The following is a 23,283-nucleotide window of genomic DNA, read 5'->3' as shown; positions in this document are numbered from 1 at the left end:
AGCGAAAAGACTCGTAATTTGGTATAAAATATTTATTTTCATTTAAACAGAAACGCTCTATAATAAATCGTTAGATGCTTAGAGAGAACAAGGATTGAAAGGGGACACGAATGGATACACCCATATATCGTACGTCTATCGCTATACTTATTGTCATTTTACTAGGCGGATGTACCTGGAAACAGCAGCAACATTCAGCTCAACCAGAACCTGCAAAGCCAGTATTGTCAGGAGAGTACTTTATGACTCACCACTTAATGACAGATCAAGGCATGATCCGGACCTCGCTTGCGGAGCAGCCTACTTACTTATCAGAATCGCTCGGACTTTGGATGGATTATCTTGTTAGAAAAAAAGATCAAACATCTTTTGATCAACAGGTAGACGTCCTGCGCACTCAATTTTTACTGGAACATAATCTTCTTAGCTGGCAAATCGAATCTCATCAAAAAAGCAAAGTCAATGCTTTAGTTGATGACTTACGTGTAGTAACAGCGCTTCAAAAAGCAGATCAATTGTGGCAGAAGTCAGTGTATCAAACCACAGCCAAAAAAATCGCAAAAGCGTTAAAAGACAAAAACATGTTCAAGGGTATGTTGACCGACTATTATGATGCATCGACAAAGCAAACTTCACATACAATCACACTTTCATATCTTGACCCAAAAGCAATCAAAGAACTAGTATCCCTCCACCTATTCACAGAACAAATGATGAACAACCAATTGGCCATTCTAAAAAATGCACCGAGACAAAAAGGATTTTTTCCAAAATCCTATGACATAGCGAAGAAAGTCTACTCGTTTGATCAGGAAATCAACTTGATCGACCAGCTTTATACGGCTCTTTATGCCGAACGTGCACAGGTTGATACAACAGTCATCATGAAATGGCTGAAAACCAACTTCCAAAAGGAAGGAAAACTGTATGGACGATATAAACTGAGCACATTAAAGCCAGCAGTGACGTATGAATCACCTTCGGTCTATGCACTGGTGATCTTATATGCACTCAAACAAGGAGAAGATGATTTTGCAAAAGACGTCTATCACCGAATGAAAGAGCTGCAAATCCTAGATCCTCTCAAGCCTTATTACGGAGGCTATATGAACGAAAAAGATACACACTCATTTGATAATTTATTGCCTCTAATTGCAGAAAGGGAGCTTCTAAATGAAAAGGTTATTCAGTAACACCTATCGCACGTATTATACGGTGCTCCTCACGTTTGCGGGACTCATTTTATTTATGGGCTACTTGAATGGACGTGATGCGGAGAGTGTCATGATCATCACACTCACATTTGTCGTGATAGGATGCGGCATTTTATTTGGTATTTTGCCAGCATTGGTTTTTACTTTGTTGATTTTGTTCTTTATAGGAAGCGGGATGTTCTTTACAGAGCTTGGTCACACAAATTCACTCTTTTCTCATCAAACGTTGCAAGATGTCGTGATATGGGGCGTGGCGCTTCTCTTTTTTGCTATTTCTGCTGGAAACGTGCATGAGCGAATAAAAACGATGCGTTACACCATTGACCAACAAAAGAGGGCCATCAAACAATTTGTAGCGATTGACTCAACCACAGGCTTTGACAATGCAGAGCGGATGAGGCTCGAATTGTCTGAGGAAATGAAACGAGCAGAACGATATAAACAGCCATTCGTCTTTATCCTTCTTCATATGCACTACTCAGCGGAATTCAAAACATTATATGGAGAAAAAGAAATGCAGCATCTTTTCCAGCAACTCAGTATGAAGATTCGCGAAAGTGTGAGAGAAACCGATAAGAAATTTCGATTATCCGAGGAACGAATCGGGCTGCTGCTCACTCACACACCTGCAGAAAACGTCTCGATCGTTCTTGAAAAGCTAAAGGATAAACTGCAAACGCATGTCCTGCTAAATGGTCGTGAAGTGACCTTAACTTTTCATGTCTGTCATTTAACAAGCAGCTCGGACTATCGGACACCAGAGCAATTTTTAGAAGAACTAGAAAACGAGATGATGATGAATGAACTTTAATGTTTTGACGAAATGTTGTTTGTTAATCGTTCTTTTCTCTATGCTTTCGATCAAAGACAGTACATCAGCCGGTGCACTTGAGAAAGAGTCAAGGACCCTCATCGTCTATTCCACACAATCAGGTGAGACAACGCCATCTGTTCATATGCTTGATGTACTTGTGGGGCATTTTTCCACACGAACGACCATTTTATCTGATGAACAAATCACTGAAAAGAACCTCAATGACTCTCAGCTAGTTATCTATATAGGTGAAGAAAAGAGAACGTTGAAAGCACAAACCATTCGTCTCATAAACGAATCAAAACGCTTAATCGCAATAGGATACAATGCGGAACAGCTTCGTCCATTCTCCAAGCTTACTTTTCACAAACAAGATCACATCAGTCAAATCAAAGATACTGATGATCAAGAATACCGTCAGCTAGAGAGAGGAATCACAGCTCAGACGGTTCAAGGGACAGATCTGCAACGTAAATTCTTATTGAAGAAAAATCAAGCTGAACAGCCATTTGTGATTCAAACAAAAGAAGGTGCGGCATATGTCGGAATGCTAAATATCCTTCAGCACGACAAGCTGCTTGCAGAGGTGCTGGAAAGTCTCCTGCCGGCTTCTAATCAAACGACGACAAAGTACTTACAGATTGGGAAGATTAACCCCGTAACGGATGAGAAGAAGTTACTTGAACTTGGACGATACGTAACAGCTCGCCACATCCCTTTTCTGCTGGCGGTGACCCCTATATGGATTGATCCAGCAACAGGGGATGAAGTGACGCTCAGTGACCGGCCTAAACTTGTCCACGTGTTAACACAATTGCAAAGCAATGGAGCTAGTGTCGTTCTTCACGGGTTTAGCCGTACGTATCGAACGGAGGAGTCGGGTAAAGGCTTTGAATTCTGGGATGTCAAGTACGATCAGCCCGTTACGTCAAATGAACCAGAGAAAGCTGATCAGCAGCTGAACAAAAGCTTTTTTCCGAATGAAAAAGATTTTAATGCGTATAACACATCCAATCAACATCAAGAAGCCATCTATACAGAAGAAAAGCTGACAAAAGGCATTGAACTGCTCGCGCAGCAGGGGTTATATCCGCTTGCATTTGAAGTGCCAAATGACGCCATTTCCCTGCAAGGCTATGAAGTGATTTCCCGCCATATGTCCAGTCTATTTGGACAGGTGCAGCTCTCAGACCGTACATGGAAAACAAGTAGTGCATCACCATTTTTGTCGACACCCGCCATGCTTCATGGCATGACTTTATATCCTGAACAGTCTATAGATACAGCGTCTGACCAAGAAGGTGCAAACATACTGACTGAGCAAACAATTCAATCCATGCAGCATATCCAATCCGCCGCCATTGGGCTGTCCTATGATGTGGAAGCGGGGATAGATGGGCTGCAAGATGTAATCACACAAATGGATGCGATCCCTTCTAGTGAATGGCTAGATTTAAAGAAAACAAAACAGACTGTTCAAACTCAGAATGTCCAGATCAAAACAACAGGAAATGGACAGATTCAAATAGAGCAATCCAATATAGCTGAACCAAAAACAAACAAACGAAGCGGGATGGAAAATATGCTTCGAATACTCACAATGGTGGTGCTGCTCTTTATTGTGGCATTTGCTTTTTACACATTGTATTTAAGGCTGACGATGAAAAAACGGATCTTTAAGGAGAGAAAATCAGGTGGCTGATATCTTATTTTACCTATCATTAATACTGATTTGGATCATGCTCCTATATCATATGTTTCTGATGCAGGGAGGCTTTCAGCACTATTTAACTTACGAAAAAGTGCTGCCTAAATGGACAAAACAAGGGAAAGATCTGCCGACCGTCAGCATTCTCATTCCAGCACATAATGAAGAAGTGGTCATTCGGCAGACGCTAAAAGCCATGGTCCAGTTATCCTATCCCAAACACCTTCTTGAAATCATTGTGATTAATGACAATTCCTCTGATCGTACAGGGGAGATTGTGCAATCATTTAGTGAGCAATACGATCATGTCCATATGATTGAAACAAAGCCGCCATTTGCAGGGAAGGGGAAATCTACTGCACTGAATGAAGGCTTAAAGGCTTCGACAGGAGACATTATTTGTGTATACGATGCAGATAATATGCCTGAAAAGAAAGCCGTCTACCATTTGGTTCTTGGATTATTGAATGATCCTAAAGCAGGTGCTGTTGTCGGGAAATTCAGGGTCATCAATGCAGCCAAAAACCTCCTGACAAAATTCATTAACATAGAAACGATCTGCTTCCAGTGGATGGCGCAAGGCGGGAGATGGAAATGGTTTGGAATTGCGACAATACCAGGCACCAACTTTGCGATCCGTCGGCATATTTTAGAAGAGCTTGGCGGCTGGGATGTCCATGCACTAGCTGAAGACACTGAATTAACGATTCGTGTGTATAACCTGGGCTATGTGATTCGGTTCTTTCCTGCTGCGATTACATGGGAACAAGAGCCTGAAACATGGAAAGTCTGGTGGCGGCAACGAACACGCTGGGCTAGAGGCAACCAATATGTTGTGCTCAAATTTTTAAGGCAGTTTATGAAATTAAAACGAAAACGAATGATTTTCGATTTATTTTATTTTTTCTTTACGTATTTCTTATTTTTCTTTGGTGTACTGCTCTCCAATGGCATTTTTATCGTAAACTTATTCGTTGATCTTCACTTATCTGTGGGAGCTGTGGCACTCATCCTATGGGGGTTAGCCTTCTTCCTCTTTTTAACAGAAGTAATGATTACGTTAAGCATAGAGAAAACAGAGCTGACCAAACAAAACATTCTCATTGTCGTTCTCATGTACTTTACCTATTCCCAAGTATGGATTGTGCTTGTTGTGTACTCCTTATGTGTAGAGGTGAAAAGCCGATTATTGAAACAAGAAGTGAAATGGTACAAAACCGAGCGTTACAATCAACAACAAAAGAAAAGCGGGTGACATATTGAAATCGTTAAAATGGTTGATTTATATATTAGGATTATCCTTAGCGATCCAGCCTTTTTTCATGGCAGGTCAAGCAATGGCGCAATCCAACCGAGTTCAAGTCAAAGATGATTGGGTTCAACCTTCAAAAGAAAGCAAAACAAAAACGCAGCATCCATCAGAAGACGTAGTGACCTTATATGGACAAGAAGACCGCACTGAATTTACCTATCAAGTGGATCAGGAAAAAACAGAGTCAAGCACATTGACGTTCAATATAGAGGCTTCACCATTATTGATTTCACCTTCCTCATTCACTGTTATGATTGATGGAGAGATCGAAAAGACCATCCCTGTATCAGGGAAAAACCAGAAAAAGTCGATTCAAATCAAGTTGAACAAAGCACAATTGAAAAAAGGTACTCACCGCATTCAGGTCACCTTTTATGGTGTTTTAAAAGAAGGCGTGTGTATCAACCAAGAGACACCTGCTAATTGGCTAAAAGTGTATCCTGAAAGTGAACTTACATTCAAAGGAATCCAGACAAAAGATTTCACATTAGATAGCTTTCCATCACCTTTTATTCAAACAGGTGATCAGAAAGAACAGACAGACATTGTAATTCCTAATTCACCGGATGCAGCTGAATTAGAAGCAGCCATCAAAGTATATCGTACGTTGAAAAACAAAGATCGCCAAAAAGAGATCAAACTGATCCAAGAAAAGGACATCAAGCAAGTGGCTCACCCAACGATTGCTGTGGGAGCTATAGGAAGCTGGGATGGACGGATGAAAACGATTGAACAAGCTGCAGGAATTAAAACGAAAAGTAGTCATCTTACGTTAGCGATGAGAACTTTGACAGCAAAGAAAACAAGACAGCCCATTTTATTAGTGACAGCGGAAAAGCCTGTGACAATCGCTGGAAAAATCAATGTTCTAACTCAGTCAGAATTAACGGATCAACTGACTGGAACAGACCTAGTGCTTCAAAAGGCTGCAGCTCAAACGTCTAAACCATCTCACAAGATTCGTTTGAAAGATTTTGGCGGAGATGATGTCACGGTTGGGACCAACAAGGCGGCATCCGACCACTACTATTATCCGAAAGCGCTACTGGCTAACCAAAAATCAGGTGCAAAGCTCAATCTTTCATTCAAAAAATCTGATACAGCGGCAAGCAAAACAGAACGGTTAACTGTTATGATCAATGACGAACCGCACGACATACCATTAGCAAAACTAGGCAGCAAAGATGCGAATGGATTCTATCATGTCTCGATTCCAGTAGATTCAAAGATACTTCAAAAAAATGAATATATTGATTTGCAATTTGTCACAAGTGGTTTTAAAAACATGGAATCTTGCAGACATACGGATGAAGAAGGCTGGATATTCATTGACAAAGACAGCTCTCTTCAAATACCAGAAGGAACAACGAGTGAAAAGCCAGATTTAGCCGCATGGCCGCTCCCGTTCACTTCGAAAAATACATTGATCATCATACCAGATCAAATCAAACGTGAAACAATCAATCAAATGGCCATGTTGACGGAATCTTTTAGTCAGCCAGAAGTAGCTCAATATCATTTAATAAAAGCTTCTCAAGTGACAAATGAACAATTGAAAAATCACCCTCTCATTTTCATCGGAGGCATTCAAACATTCTCTCTTCTGAAAGAAAAAGCAGCCGATCTCGTTGTTCCGGTGAAAAAGGATCAGTATGATGTATCTTCTTTCGGCATGATCAACGAAACAACGGCTCGAATTGTATGGACGCAGCCATCTGTTTGGAATAAAGAACAGACAATGACAGTCTTTTCAGGAATGACTGCAACTGAAGCTAACGTGTCAAATGAAGTAATGCAATTTCTTCAAACAAATACAGAAAAAGCAACAGTTGCAATAGAGAGTAAAAACAAAGGTGTGTTTACTAATCATCAATCTGTCAGCAGCACATCCAGCAGTCTGAAAACAAGTGAAAAACAAAGCAGTAGCGAGTCTTGGATTTACTTTGTGTGTATCGCTGCACTCATCCTTTTTGTGCTTTTAATGATTGTCTATTTCGTACGAAAAAACCGTAAAAAGACTGAGTTCTAAACGATCAAAAGACCTTGAAAAAATCTCTTTACTTTGGTGTCAAACGGGAGTATGATCTCTTTTATAAAAGACCAATCGCTGAATCATTTCGATGAGCGGGGGAACCAATTGTGGTGGTATAAAACACCACGTGGGGTGAATCCTTTTAAGGTAGGGCAAAATCTCATGCGCCCGAATCCGTCAGCTAACCTCGTAAGCGTTAAAGAGAGCAAAGACCAACCTGTGATCTAAACAATAGGCACAGGGGCATTCTATTGCCTCTGTGTCTTTTTGGCGATCCAAATTTTGTAACTCAAATCGTTTGACACTAAAGGAGCGGGCATCACATGTACAGTTTGATGAAGCGTATTTTAATTGGTAAACCATTAAAATCACAGGCAGCAGGAGAACAAAAACTATCAAAAATCAAAGCTTTGGCATTATTGTCATCAGACGCATTATCGTCAGTCGCATACGGTACAGAACAAATCTTAATTGTTCTATCAGTTGTCAGTGCGGCAGCGTTTTGGTACTCACTCCCGATTGCAGGTTGTGTATTAATCCTTTTAATGGCGTTAATTCTATCTTACCGCCAGATTATTTATGCTTATCCAGAAGGCGGCGGGGCGTATGTCGTCTCCAGCAGAAACTTGGGTGAAAAACCAGGGCTGGTTGCTGGTGGATCATTACTCGTCGATTACATTTTAACCGTAGCAGTGAGCATTTCTGCTGGGACCGATGCGATCACATCGGCTTTTCCAGCTCTATATCCATATCATGTCATGATCTCAATCGTATTAGTCCTAGTGATTATGGTGTTAAACCTTCGTGGACTGACAGAGTCGGCATCTATTTTGGCTTATCCTGTGTACTTATTTGTCTTTTCATTGCTCATTTTAATTGGGGTGGGCGGGTTTAAACTATTAACTGGGCAAGTGCCGCCAGCACCTGAACATACAGCATTTGGCACACATGTATCAGGCATCACGTTATTTCTTTTATTAAAGGCATTTTCGTCTGGCTGTTCTGCTTTAACTGGTGTTGAAGCGATTTCTAATACAATTCCATCCTTTAAAAAACCAGCTGCACAAAATGCAGCGAGAACTTTATTGATGATGGGGGGATTACTGGCCGTTCTATTTGTAGGAGTGACATTGCTTGCGTTTGGTTTTGGCATCTCGCCAAAGCCAGAAGAAACGGTTGTGTCACAGATTGCATCAGACACATTTGGACGGACATTTTTCTACTATGTCATTCAAGCTGTCACAGCTTTAATTTTAATATTAGCGGCAAACACAGGTTTTTCAGCTTTTCCATTATTGGCTGTCAACTTAGCAAAGGATAAATATATGCCGCGCATGTTCACAGTGAGAGGAGATCGGCTCGGTTATTCCAATGGTATTATCTTTTTAGGTGTAGCTTCTATGCTGCTTATTTGGCTATTTGATGGGAAAACGGAACACCTCATTCCACTTTATGCTGTCGGTGTGTTTATTCCATTTACCTTGTCTCAGACAGGTATGTGTGTAAAGTGGATTCGTGAAAAACCACAGGGATGGAAAGTGAAAATGCCTATCAATATCGTGGGAGCACTTATTTCATTTACGGTTTTCATGATTCTCATTTTGACCAAGTTCCATCTTGTATGGCCAGTATTTGTTTTCATGCCAATTGTTCTATTTATTTTTCATTCTATTAAGAAACATTATCTGTCTGTTGGAGAACAATTACGTTTATTGAATGAAACCGAGCCTGTCGAAATCAAAGGAAATGTGGTCATCGTCCCAATAGCAGGTGTCACACGTGTCGTCGAACAATCTGTGCAATATGCAAAATCCTTATCAGACCAGGTCATAGCGGTTCATGTATCGTTTGATAAAGAGAAAGACAAGAAAATTGAAGCTGATTGGGAAAAGCTGAATAGTGATGTGCGTCTTGTGATTTTACATTCGTCTTATCGAAGTCTCATTCACCCGCTTGATAAATTTCTTGAAACGATTGAAGCGAAAGCAAATGCACATCAATATAGAGTGATGGTGCTCGTCCCTCAATTTATTCCGAAAAAAAGATGGCACACCATTTTGCATAATCAATCTGCTTTCTTATTAAGATTCCGTTTATTATGGAAACGGGATATTGTTGTCGCCACTCTTCCATATCACTTTAAAAAGTAACAAGAGCAAGTTGAAACGTTTGATCAAAAGGGTGCGGTGGTATGGAGTAAGAAAAAAGGAGTTTTCTCACATGCCGCAAAGAACCGCAGGAAAAGAAGTAACAGCGCTACTGGAAGAGTGGGGCGTGAAACATATTTATGGAATGCCCGGCGACAGTATTAACGAATTAATCGAAGAACTAAGGCATGAATCAAGCAAAATTCAATTTATACAAACAAGACATGAAGAAGTGGCAGCACTTTCAGCAGCAGCTGATGCGAAACTAACAGGCAAACTTGGAGTTTGTTTATCAATTGCTGGGCCAGGTGCTGTCCACTTATTAAATGGACTATACGATGCAAAAGCGGACGGTGCACCTGTATTAGCGATTGCAGGGCAGGTTGCCTCAACTGAAGTAGGCAGAGATGCATTTCAAGAAATCAAATTAGAGCGGATGTTTGACGATGTTGCTGTCTTTAATCAGCAAGTACAAACAGCAGAAGCTCTGCCTGACTTATTGAATCAAGCCATCAAAGCTGCTTATACCCATAAAGGGGTGGCGGTTCTCACTGTCTCAGATGATTTATTTTCTCAGAAAATTAAGCGGAGTCCCGTTTATACATCACCTCTTTATGTAGAGGGAGATGTGCGGCCGAAGAAAGATCAACTGCTAAAGGCTGCTCAACTCATTAACAATGCGAAGAAGCCAGTCATCTTAGCAGGAAAAGGATTAAGAAATGCAAAAGAAGAACTTCTTTCGTTTGCAGAAAAGGCAGCTGCACCGATCGTCATTACACTTCCTGCAAAAGGTGTTGTTCCAGACAGGCATCCATACTTTTTAGGAAACCTAGGTCAGATCGGTACGAAGCCGGCATATGAAGCGATGGAAGAGTGCGATTTATTAATCATGCTTGGAACCTCCTTCCCATATAGGGATTACTTACCGAAAGACACACCTGCCATTCAATTGGATATCAAACCGGATCAGATCGGTAAAAGATATCCAGTTGAAGTGGGGATTGTAAGTGACAGTAAGACTGGTCTTCATGAACTAACCTCTTATATTGAATATAAAGAGCAGCGCGGTTTCCTTGAAGCTTGTACAGAGCATATGATGAAATGGCGAGAAGAAATGGATAAGGAAAAATCTATTGCCACATCACCGCTTAAACCGCAGCAAGTCATCGCTAGATTAGAAGAAGCGGTAGATGATGATGCCATTCTTTCAGTTGATGTCGGTAATGTGACGGTATGGATGGCACGTCATTTCGAAATGAAGCAGCAGGATTTCATTATTTCCAGCTGGCTTGCCACAATGGGCTGTGGTTTACCTGGCGCAATATCAGCTAAATTAAATGAACCAAATCGCCAAGCCATTGCTGTCTGTGGTGACGGAGGCTTCACAATGGTGATGCAAGATTTTGTGACGGCGGTAAAATATAAACTGCCAATTGTCGTTGTGATCTTAAACAACAACAACCTTGGTATGATTGAATATGAACAACAGGTAAAAGGCAACATCAACTATGGTATAGAGCTGGAAGATATTGATTTTGCAAAATTTGCAGAAGCGTGCGGTGGTAAAGGAATCTCGGTGTCATCACATGAAGAACTAGCACCAGCCTTTGATCAAGCACTTCAAGCTGAGAAACCTGTGATCATTGATGTTGCGGTGACCAATGAACCACCGTTACCTGGTAAAATCACGTACACACAAGCAGCAGGCTTTAGTAAATATTTATTGAAAAAATTCTTTGAAAAAGGTGAGCTGGATATCCCTCCACTCAAGAAAAGCCTTAAACGCTTTTTCTAAACAGCAGGTAGTCGGTCTTCTAATTAGAAGACTGACTTTTTTTGTTGAATAGGTAAAATCATTTCAATTGTCACTTGTTTTCTTCTATATAAAAATATACAGACTGGATTTTTTGCAACTCAAAGCCTATTTTTCCAATTCGGTGAGAAAGGTAAAATAGACTTTATGATCAATAATGGAGGGAGTGGCTTAATCTGGGCAAGATACTTGATGCAAAAGCACTAACCAGTGCCATGGATACAAGGGCAAAACACTATCAGGAACTCCGCGAACAAATGATAGATTTAAAAAAGGCATTACAAGGTGTTGCCAATCTCGGTGACGACTTCACTGGAAAAGGTGCCGATAACATTAAAAGCTTCTACAAAGAACTCGCCGGAAATGTGGACATGTTTATTAGCTTCATTGATAAACAAAAAGCCTTTCATGAAGGTGTTTCTGGAACGCTTGATGATACAAATTTTGGCGGCGACACCTTTGTAGAAGAACACTTTTTAGACAACGCTGTACATATGGGAATCAAGAATGCCAAAAGCATCGTGAAGGATCAAAAAAAGGCACTCAAAACGATTTTTCAAGATATTGATGACCTCATTTCTCTGGAGGTATTTGATAGTAAAACCTTTGACGAAAAGATTGCAGATGCGGAAGATGAACGGAAGAAAACGGTTAAAGATTTAATAGAACTTGATCAAAATCTAAAAGATGAATATGCTTTGTCAGAGACTGAGGAGAAGGCTACAATGGCATTGTACGCAGAAATGATGAATGCGACAAATGACGGAAAATCCATTTTGCCTATGAATTTTGACAAGAAAGCGTATCAAAATAGCGAAATCTACAAGGCAAAAAGCGATATTGAGAAGCAAACTTCTGAATATCTAAAAATCAAAAAAGATCAAGAAGAAGCCCGCAAGATCGCAAAGGAACAAGAAGCGCTCGCCAACCGTCCTTGGTATGAAAAAGCTCTTGATTACGGAGGAAATATCGTCAATGAACTGACAGGCGTGAACGATGCAAAACGTGCCGCAACAGGTGTCGATCCGATCACAGGTGAAGAACTCACCGCAGGCCAACGAGTCGCCGCAGGCGGCATGGCAGCAGCAGGCTACATCCCTATCGTTGGTTGGGCAGGTCGCATTTTCAAAGGCGGAAAGGCTGTCTATAAAACCACCCAAGCCACGTCAGCCGCAGTCAGAGCGGTCGACATCTACAAGACGTCACAAAAATCTTTTGATGCCCTAAAGACATCCCAAAAAGGTTTATACGGGCTGACCGCGACCAACGGCTTCAGCGAAGCGATTACAGGTCGAGACATGTTTGGAAATAAAGTCTCGAAAGAACAGCAGGAAGCAAGTATGAATGCGGCGCTGGGGATGCTTTTGCCATTTGGGGCGAAAGGATTTCATGGGAAGATGGGTGCTGTAGAGAGTGGAAAACGTATAGATTATTTAAGAAATAAATATGGAACAATCAGTTCTAAAGAATTAAATGAAAGAATCAATTTGCGCGGTGAAACGATGAAAGAGCTAAATAAATTAAAAGGTACTGGTATTAGTAAGAAGAAAATGGGACCTGCTTTTGCTGGAGTTTATGATAAACAAACTGGGAAATATTCTTATGCAATAAATGATTATGATGGAAAGTTACCAGATTTTCATCCCTTAATAAAAAACAAATATGATAAAATGCCAAAAGAGGTTATAGATTCATATGCATTTACAAAAGGTGCGGGGTCACATGCCGAAGTGATTGCATTGAATAATGCCTTAAAGGAAAACCCAGGTGCTAGTTTAGATAATTTTATTTTGAATGTAGTTAGGACCGGTCAAAGTAGAGTGAAACCGGCTGGGATGATGTTTCCACGATGTCCACATTGTGCTTATCTTACGGATGGATCTAAAATTATCACGGAGGTTCCTAAAAATGTTAAATGATATATTACAAAAGGATTTTATTTTAGAAAATGGTACGGAGTTTGAAGAACATTTAGAGTATGGGGGTCCTTACGAACTAGCAATAGTGGAATATACCCCGGATGGTAACGAAAAACTATTTACGGGCTTAGCTTATGATAAATACGAAAATGGAAATATCGAAAGTTACTTCTATGTAGAGCAAGGTGTTAAGCAGGGAAAGTGTGTTGAATTTTACTCAAATGGAAATGTGAAAAAAATAGGTAATATGAATAAAAGTGCTGCAGATGGATATCAAGTCGAGTTTTTTGAGAATGGAAATAGAAAGTATGAATCTGAATATATTGCTGGTCGAGAAATGACTTATATAAAATACGATGAAAACGGAAATATTGTAGAGCAAAAAGCAGAACCTGATGAATCTGATTTAAAATACGTCGAAAAATTCAACGATTAATAAGGATAAAGTGATATATGGTTAATCTGGATAATGATAAAATAGATCATTTAATAGAAAAATTTAAAAATGAACAAAAAGCTCTCTTGCCTAAAGTTAAATTGGAAAATAATTTCCGATTAGAAAACATACGGTTTATCGCAGGGGTAGATGTTTCTTATTTTGAAACAAATGGAAAATCGAAAGGTGTTTGTTGCATAGTTGTATATGATTTGACAGAAAAACAAGTAATTGAAAAAGTGAATAGTTATGGAGAAATAAAGGTTCCTTATATATCCGGATTTCTTGCTTTTCGTGAATTGCCTTTAATTAAAGATGCAGTAAAAAAGCTGACGAAACAAGTAGATATCTATATGTTTGATGGAAATGGTTACTTACATGATAGACATATGGGTATTGCTACACAGGCATCATTTTTCTTAAAGAAGCCTACCATTGGTGTAGCAAAAAGCTATTTGAAAATCAAAGGAATAGATTTTACCCTACCCCAAAATAAAGAGAATGCATACACAGATATTATTATAGATGATGAAATTTATGGTCGAGTACTTCGAACCAGAATGAATGTTAAGCCCATTTTTATTTCATGTGGTAACTGGATTGATTTAGATACAACTACAAAAATTGTGATGAAACTTATTGATAAAAATAGTCGACTGCCGATCCCTGTAAGATATGCAGATATAGAGACACGCATTATTCGAAATGAGTTATTAACAAAAAAGGGTGAAATGTGAAGTACTCATTTTTTAAGATTTAGAAAATGACACTATCGAAACTCAATCACCACAAAAAAAGGGGAATCAACCATGCTATGGATTTTCACACAAAACGAACAAAGTTTCGTTAATGTTCACGAAGTCACAGTAACCGGTAAAAAGATTGAAGGGTTTATCGCAGGCAGTGATTCTTGGGTCAAGACGCTCGGCAAGTATGACTCAAGCGATCGAGCGTCAGAGATCCTTCAAGACATTGTGAAAGTAATTGAAAAAAACCCAAATGGTACAATGACCTATCGAATGCCTCAGCAGTAAAAAAAGAAACCACCTTTCCATCGCGAAAAGGTGGTTTTGTTTATGAAGGTGTTTTGGTAAAGGCTAAAAATAACGGGATGCCTGTGCCGACAAGTGTTGTGGCAAATAGGAACATACCGCAAATGAATAGAAAATGACTGGCTGAAAAGACGAGTGCCAGAATGAGAAACACGATGCTGAGTCCTGCCATGCTATATGATGGGACAAAGCGGCGTTTGTATGTGGCTTTCTTTGTTAGGAATGAGAAGAAAATGCCAAATAATAAAGGGACAATCCATAAGTAAAATAAAATAATAAGAGACATACATCATACCTCGATTTTTTCCTTCTATTTTATCAGATGCCAATCACAACGGATACTACAAAGCTTCACTTTGTAAAATAGTTCATGCAATCGACACAATTAAGTGGGCTGATTGATCGAATTCGTTTTTTGTTTCATATATTCAGGCTGTAAAAGTGCGTACACACAGTGATCGGCAAAGTGGTCGCCTAGCCATTCACATTGTCTTAATATGCCTTCAAGTGAAAAAGATAAACGCTCTGCGATGCGTCTGCTTTTTTGATTATCAACAGCGGCCCTTATTTCAATGCGATGCAGACCGCACTCTTCAAATAAATAGTGAATGACCGCTTTGCATGCTTTTGTCATGATGCCTTTTCCTTGATAGCCTTCCCCGAGCCAATAGCCAATGGAAACCGTCCGATTAATCCAATGAATTTGGTGGGTGCCAATGATACCAACGAGTTCTCCATGTGACCAGATTCCAGCCTGAAAACCATTGTTTTGCAAAGCTTGTTGCATGGCACCTTGAATAAACGCCATGCTGTCTTCTTCTGTCTGCGTCGAATCGACCCATAGCATCCATTCACGTAAGTGCTCTCTTGAGCGTTGGATGAGCAGATACAGACTTCTCGCGTCTCTTGGTTCAAGCAGCCGCATGGATAGATCTTGATCCTGATAAAAAAACATGTGATCACATCCTCTCAAGGGAAATTCTACCACAACTCGATATAAAAGACAGCCTGATCACTGTCTTTTACATAAACGTATCCACAATTAAAAACAGATTAAGTGCGACAACAAGAGTTGCTATCACCCAAGATATTCCGGTTACCCAGCGAGCATTCGTCAAATCGCCCATAATTCGTTTTTTACTTGTAAACAAAATGAGCGGAATTAAAGCAAACGCAATTCCAAATGATAAGACCACTTGACTCATCACAAGCGCAGATGTCGGATTGACTCCAGATGCAATGATCGCAATAGGTGGAATGATGGTAATCAGCCGGCGGACATACAGCGGAATTCGGTACTGAATAAAACCTTGCATAATAATATCGCCTGACAGTGTACCGACAGAAGAACTGGAAAGTCCGGCTACAAGCAGACCTACACCAAATAAGATCGCTGATACAGGACCTGCGAGAGTTCCAAAATGCTGAAATGCTACATCTAAATCCTCAACAAAAAGACCATTTTTAAAAAATAAAGCAGCTGCTACAATCAACATGCTGGCATTGATGGCACCAGCAACTACCATCGCAATGAGGATGTCTAAAAACTCAAAACGAAAAATCAGCTTTTTCTCTTTTTCCGTTCTGCCGACGACTCTTCTTTGCGTTAAGGCTGAATGGAGATAGATCGCATGCGGCATCACCGTAGCGCCTAAAATACCAGCGGCAAGCAGTACGCTGTCTGTCCCTTCAAACCTTGGAATGAACAGTCCACCGGCGACACTTGCAAGATCAGGTTTAGCCACAAAGGTTTGTACAGCGAAAGCAATCACGACAACAAACAGCATGCCGGTAATTCCTGCTTCTAACGCTCGATAACCTCGTCTTTGGAGCTCTAAAATGGCAAAAGAACCGATCGCTGCAATAATCGATGCTTCAAGCAGCGGGATACGAAAGAGTAAGTATAAACCAAGGGCAGCCCCGATAAATTCGGCTAAATCTGTGGCGATAATGACGAGTTCGCCCTGAATCCATAAACCGATCGAGACTGGTTTTGGAAACTCTTCTCGAGCAATTTCAGGTAAATTTTTCCCTGTTGCGATTCCAAGCTTTGCAGACAAAGACTGGATGAGTAAGGCCATGAGATTGGATATGAGAATGACCCATAACAGAAGGTAGCCATATTTCGAGCCAGCCGCAATGTTGGTCGCAAAGTTTCCTGGATCAATATAGGCAATGGCTGCGATAAAAGCAGGTCCGAGAAAAGGAAGGAGCCTTCTAAAACCCTTCACCTTTCCTTCAAGTGCACGCTCCGCTGCCACTGACATGTGGGCCTGTGCCTCGATGTATTTGTTTGTCATATGTCATCACCTAGATTCTACAAAGTTTTGCTTTGGCACAAAAAGTTTCCTCGATGCAATTTTTAATCATCATATGCCCATCTTCATGAAAAGTCAACTATCTGAACTAATAGGTTTGTTTATCATATGTAAGTGAAAAAAATAGATACCTTGTCAATCAATACATAAAAAACACCGCCTCTGATCTTAGGCGGTGCATCCTCTGCTTCCTCTTCTTTTGTATCGTTTTTTAAGAAACCCTTGATCCAACGCTGCGGAAGATCAAGCTTAAAATAATGACAAAAATGGCTGCTCCTAAGATCGCTGGAATGATCGCAAATCCTGCCAGACTAGGACCCCACGTTCCAAGTAATCCATGACCAATCCAAGCACCTGCAAGCCCGGCAATCATTGAACCGATCCAGCCTCCTGGTACACTGCCTCCAGCGAGTGCACTCCCAATGAGACCAATGACAATCGCCACAACTAATGAAATCAGAAATCCTAACATGTTGATCACTCCTCTTTTGTTTGTTTACTAAGCAATAACCGTTTTAAAAGAGATTAAAACCTTTCGGAACCGCTTCAATGTTCGATACGTATGATGGACAAGGATTGTGTATAATAACAGACATATACTTGAACGGCATCTAAGGAGGCAAATGGCATGGAGGAAAGAGAGTGGCTAAAAGCACAATTAAAAGAGATTGAAAAATGGGAGAAAGACCAGCAAAAGGTATGGTTTTGGGAGAAACTCAGCCGGCTTCCATTTCAAATGCTGGACAAGCTGACCCCTGCCTTTATTCAAAAGAAAATCGGTGTGTTATTAGATGAGATGGGGCACTACATTCAATCAGGCGGTGTCTATTTGACGTCAGAGAAAGGCATTATTCATCAATTTCAAAAGAAATGTGCCGATGAATCGATTCAGCGTATTGAAGATATTGAGGCGGCTCCGATCGAGGTCATGGATGCCATTAGTGACCAGATGGGGAAAAACCGAACAAACCTCGCCACTGTACAAGGTGCGACAACAGGTGTCGGAGGTATGTTTACATTAGCGGCAGATATTCCGGCTGTCCTCGGTCTCTCTTTAAAAACATTACAGGATATCGCCGTCACCTATGGCTATGATCCGAAAAATAAAGAAGAACGAGTCTTTATCATTAAATGTTTACAGTTGAATTCTGCTGACGTTGTTGGGAAAAAATCAATATTAAAAGAGCTGAAGAGCTATCATGCATCAGAAGGGAAGCACGAAAACATGATCTCTCAAATTCAAGGATGGCGTGAGGTCGTATATAACTACCGTGATTCGTTTGGCTGGAAGAAGCTGTTTCAACTTGTCCCAATTGCGGGGATTTTGTTTGGTGCAGCGTCCAACCGCTCACAGTTAAAAGGAATTGCTGAAACAGGCATCATGCAATATCGAAAGCGCAGAATATTAACAAGATTAGAGGAGCTCGCTCAGCAAGAACAGCGTGACTCCGGCGCATAAAAAAATCCCTTTCTAAAAGGGATTTTTTATTTGGTCTCAGCATCTTCTTCAAACGCTTGAATCGGAGAATATTCATAGCGTGCCCGGAGCTCGCGGATTTGTTTGATTAAGGTGGAACCGATGATCCTTTCTGCTTCATCATATAAAGGATCGAGCGCCTTCATCCATTTTTGCCGCTCTGCTGGTGTTAATTCGTGTATGGCAATTGGAGATTCGCGTTTAATATCCTCCAGCTGATCCTTATTCATCTGTTCTGCATGTTTTTCGTTCCATGCTGTTGTTTCTTCCATCGCTTCGAGTAAAATTCGCTTCGTCTCAGGTGTTTGGCGATCAAAAAAGGATTGATCTGTTAAGACGACATACCCTAAATACCCGTGATTACTGATCGTCATATAGTCTTGTATATGATAGAATTTTTTTGAATAAATATTTGAAATTGTATTTTCTTCACCGTCTACTTTTTTTGTTTCTAGCAGCTGAAAAGTTGAATTAAACGATTCCTGATAGGGTTTTGCGCCAAGAAGCTTGAATTGCTTTTCAATCATGTCACTTTGCATAATACGGAGAGATTGTTTTTTTAAATCACTAGGCTGCTTGATTGGGCCTTTATTCGAAGTGATTTGCTTAAAGCCATTTGTCCAGTAGGCCATTCCCTTTAGTCCGTCTTTTTGCAGTGTGCCGAACAGTCTCTGTCCAATCGCACCATGTAACCCTTCTTGGACAGCATCGTAGTTAGAAAAGGCAAAGGGCAGATCAAGTGCCAGCCATTCAGGGGACAGCATGCCGAGCTTTGACGTAGACGGAGCAATAAATTGAACTTGATTCTCTTTTAGTGCATTAATTTCTTCGATATCAGAATAAAGACTCCCGTTTGAAAAGATTTGAATGCTGATCCTGCCGTCGGATTTTTCATGAACAAGCTCAGCAAATTTCTTTGCAGCCAGCCCTTTTGGGGTATTATCTGCGACAACATGGCTGAATTTGAACACAAGCTGATCCTTCAGCCCAGTCTGTTCATCGTCGAAGATCGTCGCTGATTTAGGCATCATATGATAAAAACCAAAGTATAAAGCGGTTACAAAACCGATGATGAGCAATAGCGTATAGGCGAGTAAATTCTTCATGCGTCAGATCCCCCTTATGTCAAGGATACTTGACAGAGGAAGAATTCGTAAAGATACAGGTGAAAAAATGATGAGAAATCGACTGAAATTACAACAATTATCTATTAGATGGAAGCTCACCATCCTCACATATTTCGTTGTCATTTTTGCCCTTTTAATCGGAGGAATTGTTCTAGTCGGGGGAATTCAGCAAACAGAGGAACGAGAACTTCGAAAAAGGCTCATGAACACGGCAAGAACAGTAGCTGAGATGAATGAGGTAAAGCAGGCATTGGATGATCAGACAAAGGAGCGTGCTCGGTTGCAGCATGCCATTGAAGAGATTCGGATTATCCAAGATGCTGACTACATTGTTGTCATGGATATGGATCACGTGCGATTGACACATCCAGTGAAAACAAGGATTGGCCAGCGCTCTGAGGGGACAGATGAAGAACCTGCCTTTGCAGAGCATATCTATTTCTCAGAAGCACAGGGAGAGCTTGGCACAGCCATTAGAGCCTTTTATCCAGTAAAGGATGAAAAATTTAACCAAACAGGGGTTGTACTAGTCGGAAGAACACTGCCGAGTATGGCAGATATATTAGGAGAAATGAAGCGAGATATCCTCATGATCCTGCTGCTGACGCTCAGCTTTGGGCTTGTCGGTTCATTTTTGCTCGCCCGTCATATTAAACAGCAAATGTTTAAGCTGGAGCCGCATGAGATTGTCAGAATGCTAGAGGAGCGCACCGCTACCTTTCATTCCATTAATGAAGGGGTCATTGCCATTGATAACCAGCACATGATCACCATTTTTAATGAAAAAGCAAAGCAAATTTTCAGCGTGACAGGTGATGTAGTGGGCCGAAATATTTGGGATGTGCTGTCAGATACAAGGCTTCCAGAAATCATTGACCGCGCAGAACCCGTCTACAATGAAGAAATTCATATGAGCGGAAAGCGGATCATGAGCAGCCGAATTCCGATTGTGATGAAAAAGAAAATCATCGGAGCGGTTGCGATTTTTCAGGACCGGACAGAGGCGGCCAAATTGGCGGAGGAATTAACCGGGGTGAAGAACTTCGTTGATGGCCTACGGGTGCAAAATCATGAACATATGAATAAGCTTCATACAATTGCGGGATTAATTCAGCTGGGGAAAGCCGATCAAGCACTCGATTTAGCGTTTCAAACGACCGAAGAGCAGGAGCATGTGACGGACTTTCTCCACCGTGTGATACAGCATGACGCAGTGGCAGGCTTATTGATGAGCAAGATAAGAAGGGGCAAGGAGCTTGGAATCAAGGTTGAAGTAGATGAAAATAGCAGTCTGAGCGATTTCCCAGAGCGGCTGGATCAGCATGATATGACGAAGCTACTTGGCAACCTGATCGAGAACGCCTTTGCCGCGTATGATACTGTAGAAAGAGACACAAAACTCATTTCTATTAGTATTGATCAAACAGAGGATGTCCTCGCGATCTTAATTGAAGATTATGGTTCTGGAATAGAAGAGGACATGATTCCTCATATTTTCGACAAAGGCTTTACTCACGGTAAAGAAGGCGGAACAGGCTACGGACTGTATATTGTAAAAACGATTATCGACAAAGGAATGGGAAATGTAGAAGTCACATCAAGCATCGGCATTGGTACCACCTTCTCAATCGAATTCCCAATGACAATAGAGGAGAGAGACAGATGACTCAGATTAAGGTGCTATTAATTGAAGATGACCCGATGGTGCAAGAAGTCAATAAAGAGTTCATTAAGAGTGTCCCTGGCTTTCAAGTTGCGGCTGTAGCAGGAAATGGCGAGCAGGGCATCCAGCTAATCAAAGACATTCGCCCAGATCTTGTGGTGCTCGATGTGTATATGCCTAAAAAAGATGGCGTCAAAACACTGCAAGACATCAGAAAGCAAAAGATGCAGGTGGATGTGATTGTTATTTCGGCAGCAAAGGACAAAGAGACGATCGGCACCATGCTTCAAAATGGTGCCCGAGATTATATCATTAAGCCATTTAAGTTTGAACGGATGAAAGAATCTCTTGAAAGCTATAAAGCGTTCAAATCAAAAATTCGTACCGCAGCAGAATTTTCTCAAGAGATGCTCGATGATATCATACGAAAGCCTGCAGTTAAGCAGGAAGAGACATGGCTTCCTAAGGGGCTGAATGTGCATACGATGAATGAAATTAAAGCCTATATGCGTCTGCAAGAAGGAGCGCAGTCTGCAGAGGAAGTCGCCAATGCACTTGGGATTGCACGTGTCACGGCACGCCGTTATTTAGACTTCCTTGTAAAAGAAGGCGAGCTGAAATTAGATATGCAATATGGCGGGGTCGGACGCCCTGTGAATAAATATATCGTACATTCTGACTAAGAGACCAAAAAGACCAAAATGTACGATATGTCCATAAGCTTCACAGCCTTTGATGAAATCGCTATCATTTACCTACAGATAACAGTTAAGCGTTTACATCAAAGGGTGAGGGAGTTGATTTTTTATGAAGAGGCTATTGAAGAACCTGACATTTCAGGTCATTGCAGCTGTCATTATCGGGATCATTGTTGGGATGGTTTGGCCAAACGTCGGGAAAGAAATGAAGCCGCTTGGTGACACATTTATTAATGCAGTGAAAATGGTCATTGCACCCATTATTTTCTTAACCATTGTTCTTGGAATTGCCAAGATGGGGGACATGAAAAAGGTTGGAAAAGTTGGGGGAAAAGCTTTTATCTATTTTGAAGTTGTGACGACGCTTGCGCTTGTCATCGGACTGTTTGTGGTCAATATCATGAAGCCGGGAGCGGGTCTTGACTATAGTAAGCTTGAAAAAGGGGATGTCTCGCAATATACCCAAAATGGGGGACAGGGTATCGACTGGATGGAGTTTGTCACACACATTGTGCCATCTAACATGGTAGATGCTTTTGCAAAGGGAGATATTTTACAGGTCTTATTCTTCTCTATTTTATTCGGTGTTGCGCTCGCTGCACTTGGCGAGAAGGGGAAAGGCATCATCGAATGGCTTGATAAACTGTCGCTTGTCTTCTTTAAAATCATTGGTTACATCATGCGTGCCGCGCCATTAGGGGCATTTGGAGCAATGGCTTATACAATCGGACACTTCGGTTTAGCTTCAATTAAACCACTGGCTAGTCTGATGCTTTCCGTTTATATGACGATGTTCTTGTTTATTTTCGTCGTGCTGAACATCATTTGTAAAATGTATGGCTTCAGCCTGTTCGGTTATCTCCGTTTTATCAAAGATGAAATTTTAATTGTTCTTGGCACAAGTTCTTCAGAATCTGTCTTGCCAAGAATGATGGATAAAATGGAACGCTACGGGTGCTCTAAGTCGGTCGTTGGACTTGTCATTCCGACAGGCTATTCCTTTAACTTAGATGGTACTTCAATCTACTTGTCCATGGCCGTGGTCTTCTTAGCGCAAGTGTTTGGGGTGGACCTATCCATCGGACAGCAAATCACGATTATCCTTGTTCTGATGCTCACATCAAAGGGAGCAGCTGGAGTCACAGGAAGCGGATTTATCGTGCTGGCTTCTACACTTGCTGCACTTCAGGTTATCCCGCTAGAAGGTCTTGCACTGCTATTAGGGGTCGACCGTTTCATGAGTGAAGGAAGAGCGATTACGAACCTGATTGGAAATGGAATTGCTACAATTGTTGTAGCGAAAAGTGAAGGGGAATTTGACGAAGCGAAGAGTAAAACAGCGCTACAGGAAATGCGAAATATCAAGCAGGCTGTTTAGTATAAAAACAACCAAAAACCGAAACCTTATGTTCTACATGGGGTTCGGTTTTTTCTTGTGTAAAAAAAGAAAAAACATAAAAGCTTGATTAATTTAGGACGAATCGTAAGACCTCATTGACCTTTTGTTATATAATTTACAGAAAGATCCGATATAATGAATATGAGATCCAACG

The 23,283-nt window shown here is 41.0% G+C and carries 20 protein-coding genes and 1 riboswitch; of the genes, 15 read left to right on the top strand and 5 right to left on the bottom strand.

Annotated features, from left to right (window positions below; all coding sequences use genetic code 11):
* The first annotated feature begins 110 nt into the window (after nt 1-110).
* The 11 genes from MHI20_RS17885 (at nt 111) to MHI20_RS17835 (ending at nt 14,429) form a co-directional block, all read left to right on the top strand.
* Nucleotides 111-1,193: a glycosyl hydrolase family 8 gene (locus tag MHI20_RS17885; RefSeq protein ID WP_340940266.1), complete on the top strand. Its 1,083-nt coding sequence runs from the start codon at nt 111-113 to the stop codon at nt 1,191-1,193.
* Nucleotides 1,174-2,025, top strand: coding sequence for a GGDEF domain-containing protein (locus tag MHI20_RS17880; RefSeq protein WP_039166145.1), 852 nt, complete (start codon nt 1,174-1,176; stop codon nt 2,023-2,025). Before MHI20_RS17885 ends, MHI20_RS17880 begins: the two co-directional genes overlap by 20 nt.
* Entirely contained in the window at nt 2,015-3,730 is a 1,716-nt protein-coding gene (locus MHI20_RS17875; protein WP_340940263.1) for a DUF2334 domain-containing protein, read from the top strand. The genes MHI20_RS17880 and MHI20_RS17875 overlap by 11 nt, the downstream gene beginning before the upstream one ends.
* Nucleotides 3,731-3,767: 37 nt before the next feature.
* Nucleotides 3,768-4,991 carry a glycosyltransferase family 2 protein gene (locus MHI20_RS17870; protein WP_414642652.1) on the top strand — a complete coding sequence of 408 codons (1,224 nt, stop codon included), beginning with the start codon at nt 3,768-3,770 and terminating at the stop codon, nt 4,989-4,991.
* A 4-nt stretch (nt 4,992-4,995) separates the two neighbouring features.
* On the top strand, nt 4,996-7,077 hold the full coding sequence (locus tag MHI20_RS17865; RefSeq protein WP_340940259.1) for a cellulose biosynthesis cyclic di-GMP-binding regulatory protein BcsB: 2,082 nt from the start codon (nt 4,996-4,998) through the stop codon (nt 7,075-7,077).
* A gap of 66 nt (nt 7,078-7,143) precedes the next feature.
* Nucleotides 7,144-7,291: riboswitch (cyclic di-AMP (ydaO/yuaA leader) on the top strand.
* Nucleotides 7,292-7,403: 112 nt separating this feature from the next.
* Entirely contained in the window at nt 7,404-9,230 is a 1,827-nt protein-coding gene (locus MHI20_RS17860) for an APC family permease (RefSeq protein WP_007498061.1), read from the top strand.
* A 70-nt stretch (nt 9,231-9,300) separates the two neighbouring features.
* Entirely contained in the window at nt 9,301-11,022 is a 1,722-nt protein-coding gene (locus MHI20_RS17855) for a pyruvate oxidase (RefSeq protein WP_340940253.1), read from the top strand.
* A 233-nt stretch (nt 11,023-11,255) separates the two neighbouring features.
* On the top strand, nt 11,256-12,959 hold the full coding sequence (locus tag MHI20_RS17850; RefSeq protein ID WP_082708259.1) for a T7SS effector LXG polymorphic toxin: 1,704 nt from the start codon (nt 11,256-11,258) through the stop codon (nt 12,957-12,959).
* A complete protein-coding gene (locus MHI20_RS17845) occupies nt 12,949-13,395 on the top strand; it encodes a toxin-antitoxin system YwqK family antitoxin (protein WP_061418008.1) in 447 nt (148 codons plus the stop codon). The genes MHI20_RS17850 and MHI20_RS17845 overlap by 11 nt, the downstream gene beginning before the upstream one ends.
* A gap of 17 nt (nt 13,396-13,412) precedes the next feature.
* Nucleotides 13,413-14,132 (top strand): endonuclease V, encoded by a 720-nt coding sequence (locus tag MHI20_RS17840; RefSeq protein WP_039166131.1) that lies wholly within the window; start codon nt 13,413-13,415, stop codon nt 14,130-14,132.
* Between the two features lie 72 nt (nt 14,133-14,204).
* Entirely contained in the window at nt 14,205-14,429 is a 225-nt protein-coding gene (locus MHI20_RS17835) for a hypothetical protein (RefSeq protein ID WP_024720475.1), read from the top strand.
* A gap of 40 nt (nt 14,430-14,469) precedes the next feature.
* On the opposite strand, the gene MHI20_RS17830 is transcribed toward MHI20_RS17835, so the two are convergent.
* From MHI20_RS17830 to MHI20_RS17815, 4 genes are all read right to left on the bottom strand, one after another.
* Complete coding sequence (locus MHI20_RS17830) at nt 14,470-14,733, bottom strand: hypothetical protein (protein WP_008346966.1); 264 nt, start codon at nt 14,731-14,733, stop codon at nt 14,470-14,472.
* A gap of 99 nt (nt 14,734-14,832) precedes the next feature.
* Nucleotides 14,833-15,402 carry a GNAT family N-acetyltransferase gene (locus MHI20_RS17825; RefSeq protein ID WP_008346964.1) on the bottom strand — a complete coding sequence of 190 codons (570 nt, stop codon included), beginning with the start codon at nt 15,400-15,402 and terminating at the stop codon, nt 14,833-14,835.
* 67 nt (nt 15,403-15,469) lie between these two features.
* The gene (locus MHI20_RS17820) at nt 15,470-16,747 is read right to left on the bottom strand and encodes an Nramp family divalent metal transporter (protein WP_058336392.1); all 1,278 of its coding nucleotides are present in this window, start codon (nt 16,745-16,747) and stop codon (nt 15,470-15,472) included.
* Between the two features lie 229 nt (nt 16,748-16,976).
* Nucleotides 16,977-17,237 (bottom strand): GlsB/YeaQ/YmgE family stress response membrane protein, encoded by a 261-nt coding sequence (locus MHI20_RS17815; protein ID WP_003214275.1) that lies wholly within the window; start codon nt 17,235-17,237, stop codon nt 16,977-16,979.
* Between the two features lie 156 nt (nt 17,238-17,393).
* Here MHI20_RS17815 and MHI20_RS17810 point away from each other — a divergent pair, with 156 nt between their 5' ends.
* Complete coding sequence (locus MHI20_RS17810) at nt 17,394-18,224, top strand: EcsC family protein (RefSeq protein ID WP_024720476.1); 831 nt, start codon at nt 17,394-17,396, stop codon at nt 18,222-18,224.
* Nucleotides 18,225-18,250: 26 nt separating this feature from the next.
* On the opposite strand, the gene MHI20_RS17805 is transcribed toward MHI20_RS17810, so the two are convergent.
* Nucleotides 18,251-19,348 carry a TRAP transporter substrate-binding protein gene (locus MHI20_RS17805; protein ID WP_096881033.1) on the bottom strand — a complete coding sequence of 366 codons (1,098 nt, stop codon included), beginning with the start codon at nt 19,346-19,348 and terminating at the stop codon, nt 18,251-18,253.
* A 67-nt stretch (nt 19,349-19,415) separates the two neighbouring features.
* Here MHI20_RS17805 and MHI20_RS17800 point away from each other — a divergent pair, with 67 nt between their 5' ends.
* From MHI20_RS17800 to dctP, 3 genes are all read left to right on the top strand, one after another.
* Complete coding sequence (locus MHI20_RS17800) at nt 19,416-21,035, top strand: ATP-binding protein (RefSeq protein ID WP_414642650.1); 1,620 nt, start codon at nt 19,416-19,418, stop codon at nt 21,033-21,035.
* Nucleotides 21,032-21,715 (top strand): response regulator, encoded by a 684-nt coding sequence (locus MHI20_RS17795; RefSeq protein WP_039166112.1) that lies wholly within the window; start codon nt 21,032-21,034, stop codon nt 21,713-21,715. The genes MHI20_RS17800 and MHI20_RS17795 overlap by 4 nt, the downstream gene beginning before the upstream one ends.
* A 124-nt stretch (nt 21,716-21,839) precedes the next feature.
* Nucleotides 21,840-23,108, top strand: a complete 1,269-nt coding sequence (gene dctP / locus MHI20_RS17790) for a C4-dicarboxylate transporter DctP (RefSeq protein WP_007496516.1) — start codon at nt 21,840-21,842, stop codon at nt 23,106-23,108.
* Nucleotides 23,109-23,283: the final 175 nt, after the last annotated feature.

It is taken from the genome of Bacillus sp. FSL K6-1106 (assembly GCF_038005245.1).
GTDB lineage: Bacteria > Bacillota > Bacilli > Bacillales > Bacillaceae > Bacillus > Bacillus altitudinis.
Note: the sequence above shows the minus strand (reverse complement) of the source record. Positions and strands in the feature narration are given on the sequence as shown.

Coding starts and splice junctions, on each gene's coding strand:
- MHI20_RS17885 (WP_340940266.1), top strand. CDS start 111: ATGGATACACCCATATATCGTACGTCTATCGCTATACTTATTGTCATT.
- MHI20_RS17880 (WP_039166145.1), top strand. CDS start 1,174: ATGAAAAGGTTATTCAGTAACACCTATCGCACGTATTATACGGTGCTC.
- MHI20_RS17875 (WP_340940263.1), top strand. CDS start 2,015: ATGAACTTTAATGTTTTGACGAAATGTTGTTTGTTAATCGTTCTTTTC.
- MHI20_RS17870 (WP_414642652.1), top strand. CDS start 3,768: ATGCTCCTATATCATATGTTTCTGATGCAGGGAGGCTTTCAGCACTAT.
- MHI20_RS17860 (WP_007498061.1), top strand. CDS start 7,404: ATGTACAGTTTGATGAAGCGTATTTTAATTGGTAAACCATTAAAATCA.
- MHI20_RS17855 (WP_340940253.1), top strand. CDS start 9,301: ATGCCGCAAAGAACCGCAGGAAAAGAAGTAACAGCGCTACTGGAAGAG.
- MHI20_RS17850 (WP_082708259.1), top strand. CDS start 11,256: ATGGATACAAGGGCAAAACACTATCAGGAACTCCGCGAACAAATGATA.
- MHI20_RS17845 (WP_061418008.1), top strand. CDS start 12,949: ATGTTAAATGATATATTACAAAAGGATTTTATTTTAGAAAATGGTACG.
- MHI20_RS17840 (WP_039166131.1), top strand. CDS start 13,413: ATGGTTAATCTGGATAATGATAAAATAGATCATTTAATAGAAAAATTT.
- MHI20_RS17835 (WP_024720475.1), top strand. CDS start 14,205: ATGCTATGGATTTTCACACAAAACGAACAAAGTTTCGTTAATGTTCAC.
- MHI20_RS17830 (WP_008346966.1), bottom strand. CDS start 14,733: ATGTCTCTTATTATTTTATTTTACTTATGGATTGTCCCTTTATTATTT.
- MHI20_RS17825 (WP_008346964.1), bottom strand. CDS start 15,402: ATGTTTTTTTATCAGGATCAAGATCTATCCATGCGGCTGCTTGAACCA.
- MHI20_RS17820 (WP_058336392.1), bottom strand. CDS start 16,747: ATGACAAACAAATACATCGAGGCACAGGCCCACATGTCAGTGGCAGCG.
- MHI20_RS17815 (WP_003214275.1), bottom strand. CDS start 17,237: ATGTTAGGATTTCTGATTTCATTAGTTGTGGCGATTGTCATTGGTCTC.
- MHI20_RS17810 (WP_024720476.1), top strand. CDS start 17,394: ATGGAGGAAAGAGAGTGGCTAAAAGCACAATTAAAAGAGATTGAAAAA.
- MHI20_RS17805 (WP_096881033.1), bottom strand. CDS start 19,348: ATGAAGAATTTACTCGCCTATACGCTATTGCTCATCATCGGTTTTGTA.
- MHI20_RS17800 (WP_414642650.1), top strand. CDS start 19,416: ATGATGAGAAATCGACTGAAATTACAACAATTATCTATTAGATGGAAG.
- MHI20_RS17795 (WP_039166112.1), top strand. CDS start 21,032: ATGACTCAGATTAAGGTGCTATTAATTGAAGATGACCCGATGGTGCAA.
- dctP (WP_007496516.1), top strand. CDS start 21,840: ATGAAGAGGCTATTGAAGAACCTGACATTTCAGGTCATTGCAGCTGTC.